The sequence below is a fragment of the Flavobacteriales bacterium genome, assembly GCA_013214975.1.
In the GTDB taxonomy this organism is placed as follows: Bacteria; Bacteroidota; Bacteroidia; order DT-38; family DT-38; genus DT-38.
In genome coordinates, this window is sequence record JABSPR010000237.1 from 1 (window position 1) to 8,161 (window position 8,161).

Below are 8,161 nucleotides of genomic sequence, written 5' to 3' on the forward strand. Positions count from 1 at the left end.
CTTCTGTTTGAGCGCCCACTGTGCCATATACATTTGAACCAAACCCATTGGTGCCACCGCTAGCATCACCAACACACCAATTCATATCATCGTAAGCAAACCTAGTATTATAACCAGCACCCAAAACAGGATCAGTGCCATCCGTCATTACTAGCTGAAAAGTATTTGTTAATGCTGTTTTCTTATTGTAATGCCCTGTACCAACCCATTGAATAGTAATCTTATTACTATCCAACTTATAATAGATTTGGTTTGCTCCTAATCCAGTTCCACGTAGATCAACATCTCCCCAATATGGAGCAATCATTGCAGGAACCGAAGAAGAAGGAAATCCAGATGCAGAGTAGGCACTGTAAAGATTCCCAAAAGTAACATTCCCATTTACGTTTATATAAACAGATGTATATTCTACACCATAAAATGTATAGGTAAATCCTAAATCAATAGGACCATAAGAACCATCATCTCCTGGATTGGCCTGAGCCCATCCAGAAACCCCATAAACACTATTGGTAATATTGCTATAAGTTCCATCCAAATCATTCCAACACGAACCAACTGATTTTGCCAATGAGCTAAACTGATTTGAATAACTAGGAACCTCAGGGTAAATCTCTTGAAGGTTTTGTTCATTATTAATTACTACAACTTTAGTTTCTTGAGCGCTTAATTCATAACTGAACAGCATTGAAATCAACAAGTATACTATCAGTTTAAAAACAAACACTAATCTGTACTTTTTAGAGTATATATATTTTTTTACCACTATTTTCTTTTCACATCCACCTATCAAAAAACTTTCCAACGTTCTATCTCTCTGATTGTACTATATAAAATCTATTTAATAGCGCGCCAAGCTGTCTCTAATCAATACGTTTTCTCTAATAGAGATAGATAAAATTATTTCAAGAAGCTTATTCCTTCATACATTTTTCGATGTCCTACTTACCGATTTTGTCTAATGGATAAATAAATACGAACAGACTAAGAATGAAAGAAGTACAAAACAGATATGAGCTAGTAAGCCTTTATTTAAAACATATTTCATTAAGCGATATAGAGGCGAATGAAGGCGACTTTCTACTATTTCCTCTATATTATATAGTTATTGTATCTTTTACCCTCCTCTATAATGAAATATGTCGATTTCTGAGAAACTGAGTTGAAAAAAGCTTACCCCCTATAAATAAAGATTGAGACAAACATTAACACTGCTTTTACAATTCTTTCCTAGAGAAATTATCTATACTCTAATCCATGAAATTAATTTTCGATTAGTATTTGATAAATTCAACAACTCAATTTAAACATCACTTCCAGAATCTAAATCCATCTCCTGTACAAATTCCTAACAAGAGACTATTTCTCTATTTAAGAAATTAAATCTGGTTTTTCTTGTTCTATTTTTGAAATTTAATTAAAGAACCCTCGGATAATCTTATCCTAATTAACCCGTAATACTCTATAGTACAAAGCCAATAAGCATCCATTCAACTAGTTTTTGGTAATCTAAAAATTGGTTTAACAACAGCCAGAAAATAATTGGCATACAATTAGAAACAACTACGATTCTAACGATAAATTTTTCTTGTATTAAATAATTCAAAAAAAATATTTTCATAATCCTAAGCTTAAAAATGAAGATCTACATAATGACCTACAATTTAATTCACCATATGAAAGATCTTTGGCAGAAGATAATCAACAACGGGATTACCAATAAATTCGCAGTAGAAAGAGCTAAAAGAATTAGGATTACAAACATACTACTCACTATTCTAATAGCTATTGTACCACCCTACTTATGTATACTTTATTATATAGACTTACACCAATTTATGCCATTCCTCATTGCGGCTTGCATATCCCATTTCTTCGCTTACAATTTAATTTCAAAAGGAAGAACTAAAATAGCAAGGTATATATGCTTGGGATCGATGATTATTACCCAATCATATTTCTTCTTTTTAGTAGGACCGGGTATGGGAGTCGAATTCTTCTTCTTTGCTATAATAGGTGTCTCTTATTTAATTTCTCTACCAAGAGAGCGGATAGCCTGCTTTATTATTCTTCTATTATCTATAGTATTATTTGGCATAGGTGCTTTCCAAACAGATTATGTATTGCCGTTTGAAATCGAAGCAAACATTAAAGCTTTCATCACTCTCGTTAATTACTCTATATCACTGTCTGTCGTATTTCTTTTCTTGTTTTTTTATAACAACCAAATAGAGAATCAAATAGAAACTCTAGACCAAAAGGTGATTGAGAAGACTATTGAAATTCAGGAAACAGCCAACAGAGTTGTTCTTTTAAAAGACGAGTTTCTATCAAACATGAGTCATGAGATTAGAACTCCAATGAATGCCATAGCGGGCATGACTGAGCTTTTATCAAAGAATACAAACCTAAAAGGCATAGAGAGAGACCAGTTTGAAGTTATAAGAAAGTCATCTCAAGATTTACTAATAACCTTAAACAATATACTTGACTTGTCTATGCTTAAAGATGGCCAGATAAAAGCAACAAAACACGTTACCAACCTAAAAGAAATAGCTCTAGAAATCACAGAACAATACCAAGATGAACAAAAAAAAATAAAATCAGAAATCGTTTATGACCCAAAGCTTCCAGCGTTAGTTGATTCAAATAAGAACCAAATAACTCAAATCCTTTCCCAATTTATTGATAACGCTTATAAATTCACAACTACAGGTAAAGTCTTAATAACGTTCTCAGAAGTAGAGAGAAAACACGATTTTGTCATTATAAAATGCATGGTAAGTGATACCGGTATAGGCATTAAAAAAGAAGAACAACAAAGACTTTTCAAAACGTTTGAACAACTCGATCAGTCTTCTACAAAAAAGGAAAAAGGTATTGGTCTCGGATTGATTATTTGCAAAAAACTAGTTGAGCTATTTGAAGGGGAAATTGGTGTTGAAAGTATAGTTGATAAAGGTAGTTCGTTTTGGTTTTCTTTTCCCGCGACCGCTATAAAAGGGAATCAAGAAATTAATCACATTGACAATTCCAGCCACGCAACAATAATGTGTAATTCCAATAAAAAAGTATTGATTGTAGACGATACCGAATGGAATCAGATGGTTGCTCAAATGATGCTGGAAGAACTGGGATACCATACCCAAGTTGCTTCGAATGGAATTGAAGCAATAGAACTCTTTAAAAACGAAAAATTTGATGCGGTGCTGATGGATATACAAATGCCAGAAATGGACGGTATAGAAACCACCAGCATCATTAAACTAATTGATAAATCAATACCTGTAATCGGATTAAGTGCGTATGCAAGAATAGAAGATGCAGAAAAATACATTTCTCAGGGATTGGATGATTATATGCATAAACCTGTATCCTTAGAGACACTTAACAAAAAACTTGACTTATGGCTTAAGTAGATTGAAATAAACACCCAATACTATTCTAGCCTAAATGCTCAAGTAAAACCAAATAGATTCTAAGTTTGAGACTTAATATATTCCACTAAAATTTTTAATGCAAAGAGCCCATCAGATAAAAGAAATTATCAATAAACCAGAATTTGACATTGTGATTATTGGCGGTGGAGCATCTGGTTTAGGCATTGCAGTGGATGCCGCCTCACGAGGATATAAAACACTCCTGCTCGAAGCAAATGATTTCGCAAAGGGCACATCTAGTAGAAGTACGAAATTAATTCACGGCGGAGTTCGATATCTAAAACAGGGGGATATATCAATGGTAATGGAATCTTTAAAAGAACGTGGACTTATGCGCAAGAATGCACCGCATATTGTATCTAACCTAGAGTTTCTTATTCCAACATATGACTGGTGGAGTAATCAGTTTTACAATATTGGATTAAAAATATACGATGTAATGGCTGGACAACTCGGGTTAGGGCCATCTAAACATTTGTCTAAATCCCAAACATTAAAAGTTATTCCAAATTTAAATGAGAATGGCTTAACGGGTGGAATTGTATACTACGATGCTCAATTTGATGATGCAAGAATGGCAATTACCTTGGCTCATACATGTACTGACAATGGGGGAACAGTAATAAATTACATGCGAGTTAATAACCTATTAAAAGATGTTCAAGAGAAAGTAATTGGAGTAATAGCACAGGATATGACTTCCGATAAAGTTTACAAGATAAAATCAAAATGTACTATTAATGCTACGGGAATATTTGCTCACCAAGTACAAAAAATGGATAATTATAAAATCGCTTCTTCTATTAAGTTTAGTCAAGGAGTACACTTAGTTCTTGATAAAAATTTCTTAAAAAGCAATACAGCCATAATGATCCCGAACACATCCGATGGCAGAATCCTTTTTGCTGTTCCATGGTTAGGAACCATATTAATAGGCACAACAGATACCGAAGTAAATGATGCTACACTTGAACCAAAAGCCTTAAAAAAAGAAGTGAATTATTTATTAAAATCAGTTAAACCATACTTAAACAAACCTCCGAAATTAGCTGACATAAAATCTATTTACTCTGGAATAAGATGCTTAGTGACCGAAGAGCAAAACGACACTGAAACAAAAAAGATATCTAGAGAACATAAAATTCTTATGAGCGACTCTAACCTTATTACTGTTCTTGGAGGAAAATGGACGACTTATAGAAAAATCGCCGAAGACACCATTAACATGGCCATTTCTAATAAAACATTAGAATACAAACCTTGTAAAACACAGGACTTAAAGCTGCATGGATATGAAACAATTAAAGATAAAAAGAATAATACTTTATCGACTTACGGGACAGATAGACTAGCAATTAAGAAACTTATAATTGAAAATAGTAAGCTCAGAGAAAAGCTCCATCCAGATTTACATTATATACTTGCTGAAGTTGTTTGGGCCGTACAAAACGAAATGGCAATTACGGTAGAGGACGTCCTATCCAGGAGAACTAGAGCATTATTACTTAACGCTCAGGCAAGCTTAGAATGTGCAGAAAAAGTTGCAATATTAATGGCCCAATACTTAGATAAAGACTCAGTATGGATCGCCAACCAAATAAAGAAATACAACGAATTAGCTAAAAACTATTTATAGAAACTACAAATCGCAGAGAACGTATTTAATAAACGATGATAAATTTCCTTAAACCCGCAGAACATAAAGCAAGAATATCAAATAGCGATATTGAGATGTCTTATACTCAAAATCGGATCAAGGTCTTCATAGGAATATTTGTTGGATACGCAGGATATTATTTAGTTCGAAAAAATTTCTCCTTGGCAATTCCTGAGTTATTACAAGAAGGTTATACCAAAGGCCAACTTGGTATTGTATTGTCTGCTATTGCCATTTCATATGGCCTATCTAAGTTATTGATGGGCAGTATTTCGGACCGAAGCAACGCCAAGTACTTTTTACCATTAGGGCTTCTACTTTCAGCTATAGTAACCATCGTAATTGGTGTATTCCCCTGGGCTACATCCAGTATAACAATTATGTTCGTATTGATGCTTCTTAATGGATGGCTCCAAGGAATGGGCTGGCCAGCTTGTGGAAGAACCATGGTGCACTGGTTTTCTATTAAAGAAAGAGGGGCTAAAATTGCATTTTGGAATATAGCCCATAATATAGGTGGTGGACTAATCGGTCCGTTGGCAATAGCCGGCCTTTATCTCTTTGGCGATTGGCATAGTTTATTTTATTTCCCCGCGATTATTGTATTAGTGGTCGTAGTGGTTGTTTTTTTATTAATGAGAGATACTCCTCAATCAGAAGGCCTACCTCCTATTGAAGAATACAAACAAGAAGATTACGAAAATTACTCAGGAAGTACAGAAACAGAATTGAATTCGAAAGACATTCTATTCAACAACGTGTTAAATAATAAAATGCTCTGGTACATCGCATTCGCAAACGCATTTGTATACCTCATTAGGTTTGGTGTAATTGACTGGGCACCCACTTATCTATCTGAAGTAAAAGGGTTTACTGCAGAGGAATCTAGCTGGACCTATTTCGCCTATGAGTATGCCGGCATTCCTGGTACTATATTAAGCGGATACTTAAGTGATAAAGTTTTTAAAGGAAAAAGAGCACCGGTTAGTATTATCTATTTAGTTCTCGTATTAATTGCACTTTGCGTTTATTGGTTAGCACCCTCAAACTTTTACTATTTAGACACGATCGCATTAATCAGCATTGGCTTTTTAATTTATGGTCCAGTTATGCTTATAGGTTTGCATGCACTTGATTTGGCACCAAAAAAAGCCGCTGGAACTGCCGCTGGACTCACAGGCCTGTTTGGATATGTTGGTGGTGTTATGATTGCGAATATTGCTATTGGGTATTTGGTAGACAATTTTGGCTGGGATTCTGGTTTTATACTACTAATTGGTGCCGGAGTATTGGCCATTTTATTTTTACTACTCACACTCAATCATCAAACCCCTAAAAATGAATAATAGCAACTATATTATCTTGCTTCTTTTCGTTCTAATTGGATGTCGAGCAAACACAGAGAAAGAATCATTTGAAAACAATAATTCTAAACTCACTAAAAAACAAATAGAGGTTCAACAATCAGTAAGAGACAGTATTGTCATAGCGCACAGAGGCATGCCATTTCATTGTCCAGAATCTTCAACCCCAGCCTATATTTTAGCCAGGGAAATCGGAGCAGATTATCTAGAAGCAGACCTTCAAAGAACTAAAGACGGTGTATTAGTAGTCTTTCACGACTATAATTTACAAAGGACAACAAATATCAACTCTGTATTTCCAAGTAGAATAAACGAGCCAATTAGCTCTTTTTCATTTAGCGAACTTCAACAACTAGACGTTGGCTCTTGGTTCAACACATCTTATCCACAAAGAAGTAGGTTCACTTACAACGGACTTAAAATAATTACGCTTGAAGACTTAATCGACATCGCAAAAGAAGGGACAAACAATCCTGGTTTATACTTGGAAACCAAAAAAGCCAATCAATATCCAGGTATCGAGAAAGATATTTTCGACGTACTTACAAAATGCAATTGGTTAGACACCTCAAAAACACAAGAAGGCAATTTGATATTACAAACATTTGAAAAATCAAGTCTACCGCTACTAAATAAATACTTCCCAACAACTCCTAAACTATTCTTGCTTTGGAAAGAGGATATACCAATTTTAGATAGCGTGTCACTAAAGAACTGGGTAGACTTCGGCATTAATAATGGAGCACAATTTATTGGTCCGAGTATTTATGGGGAATCAACGCATTACCCAGACTTAATGAAACCATGGATGGTAAAAATATACAAACGTGCAGGATTAAAAATTCATGCATATACCTTTGATACCAATTATGACATTAGAAACAATGAAGCTTCAACAAGTGGATGCTTCACTAACAGATCGGATCTACTACTTGATTATTATGACAGAAAATATTCGAATACAGATAGTATTTTGAATAAATGGGGGTATTAAATAATATAATTTATCAAAATTGTGATTTGCGTATCTTCTTTTTTTGAATGCTTCTAGCTCTATATAAAATCACTCCATTTATTTCCTTTACTCCATACAGTGTTACTATTTGCAATTCTATTTTTTTCTATTCTTTTTCTATTCTTTTTTAGCAGTAATTTGTTTAGCGATCCGAATCTCGGTTTTTTGCCAGAATAACTAATACACAAATCTGAGATCAACTCAGTAAAGTTCACTTCACCAGATACAATTTGTTCCTCTTCCAAATAAATCATATCTGGTATCATCACATCCTGTTCAAGTATCGTTAATAAATAATCAATTGCTTCAAATCCATCTATTAAATACTTCACATTTTCGGAGACCCCCATTCTCTGCATGGTCAATTTCGCAACATTTCTCATCACCTCATTTTTTTCTATAACTAAAATTGATTTAAACTTATTCATACTTTTATTTTTTTTTAAATATTCCAAACTCTGTAACATGAGAAATGCAGAATCATTTTTTTCTACTTCGCAAGCATTCCGGAATGCTGTGGAATATCACGATTATCCTTTATTAATTGAGTTACATATTTACCTCGAATTGCCTTTGTCCACTTCTCTGCTCGCTCAGTAAGTTGATAATCATCGGTCATTAATCGGCCCCTCATAATTAAAATGCCCATATCGGCACCTTCGTATAAAGAATCATCGGTCCTTGC

Annotated in this window: 7 protein-coding genes; 4 read left to right on the top strand and 3 right to left on the bottom strand. The window is 34.2% G+C overall.

Annotation, left to right across the window (positions count from 1 at the left end; all coding sequences use genetic code 11):
* Window positions 1-805: hypothetical protein (locus tag HRT72_07885; protein ID NQY67627.1), on the bottom strand; the 805-nt coding region annotated here is incomplete at its 3' end.
* A gap of 871 nt (window positions 806-1,676) precedes the next feature.
* On the opposite strand from HRT72_07885, the gene HRT72_07890 reads away from it, so the two are divergent.
* From HRT72_07890 to HRT72_07905, 4 genes are all read left to right on the top strand, one after another.
* Window positions 1,677-3,419, top strand: a complete 1,743-nt coding sequence (locus tag HRT72_07890) for a response regulator (GenBank protein NQY67628.1) — start codon at window positions 1,677-1,679, stop codon at window positions 3,417-3,419.
* 97 nt (window positions 3,420-3,516) lie between these two features.
* Window positions 3,517-5,076, top strand: a complete 1,560-nt coding sequence (locus HRT72_07895) for a glycerol-3-phosphate dehydrogenase/oxidase (GenBank protein NQY67629.1) — start codon at window positions 3,517-3,519, stop codon at window positions 5,074-5,076.
* Between the two features lie 35 nt (window positions 5,077-5,111).
* Window positions 5,112-6,443 carry a glycerol-3-phosphate transporter gene (glpT, locus tag HRT72_07900; GenBank protein NQY67630.1) on the top strand — a complete coding sequence of 444 codons (1,332 nt, stop codon included), beginning with the start codon at window positions 5,112-5,114 and terminating at the stop codon, window positions 6,441-6,443.
* Window positions 6,436-7,455, top strand: a complete 1,020-nt coding sequence (locus HRT72_07905) for a glycerophosphodiester phosphodiesterase (GenBank protein NQY67631.1) — start codon at window positions 6,436-6,438, stop codon at window positions 7,453-7,455. Before glpT ends, HRT72_07905 begins: the two co-directional genes overlap by 8 nt.
* A gap of 59 nt (window positions 7,456-7,514) precedes the next feature.
* Here HRT72_07905 and HRT72_07910 read toward each other — a convergent pair whose 3' ends face one another.
* Window positions 7,515-7,904 (bottom strand): hypothetical protein, encoded by a 390-nt coding sequence (locus tag HRT72_07910; protein NQY67632.1) that lies wholly within the window; start codon window positions 7,902-7,904, stop codon window positions 7,515-7,517.
* A 62-nt stretch (window positions 7,905-7,966) separates the two neighbouring features.
* Window positions 7,967-8,161 (bottom strand): biotin carboxylase (locus tag HRT72_07915; GenBank protein NQY67633.1); only part of this gene is annotated, 195 nt, incomplete at its 5' end.

What these genes read in the sequence shown, in the direction of transcription:
- HRT72_07890 (NQY67628.1), top strand. Translation starts at nt 1,677, where the DNA reads ATGAAAGATCTTTGGCAGAAGATAATCAACAACGGGATTACCAATAAA.
- HRT72_07895 (NQY67629.1), top strand. Translation starts at nt 3,517, where the DNA reads ATGCAAAGAGCCCATCAGATAAAAGAAATTATCAATAAACCAGAATTT.
- glpT (NQY67630.1), top strand. Translation starts at nt 5,112, where the DNA reads ATGATAAATTTCCTTAAACCCGCAGAACATAAAGCAAGAATATCAAAT.
- HRT72_07905 (NQY67631.1), top strand. Translation starts at nt 6,436, where the DNA reads ATGAATAATAGCAACTATATTATCTTGCTTCTTTTCGTTCTAATTGGA.
- HRT72_07910 (NQY67632.1), bottom strand. Translation starts at nt 7,904, where the DNA reads ATGAATAAGTTTAAATCAATTTTAGTTATAGAAAAAAATGAGGTGATG.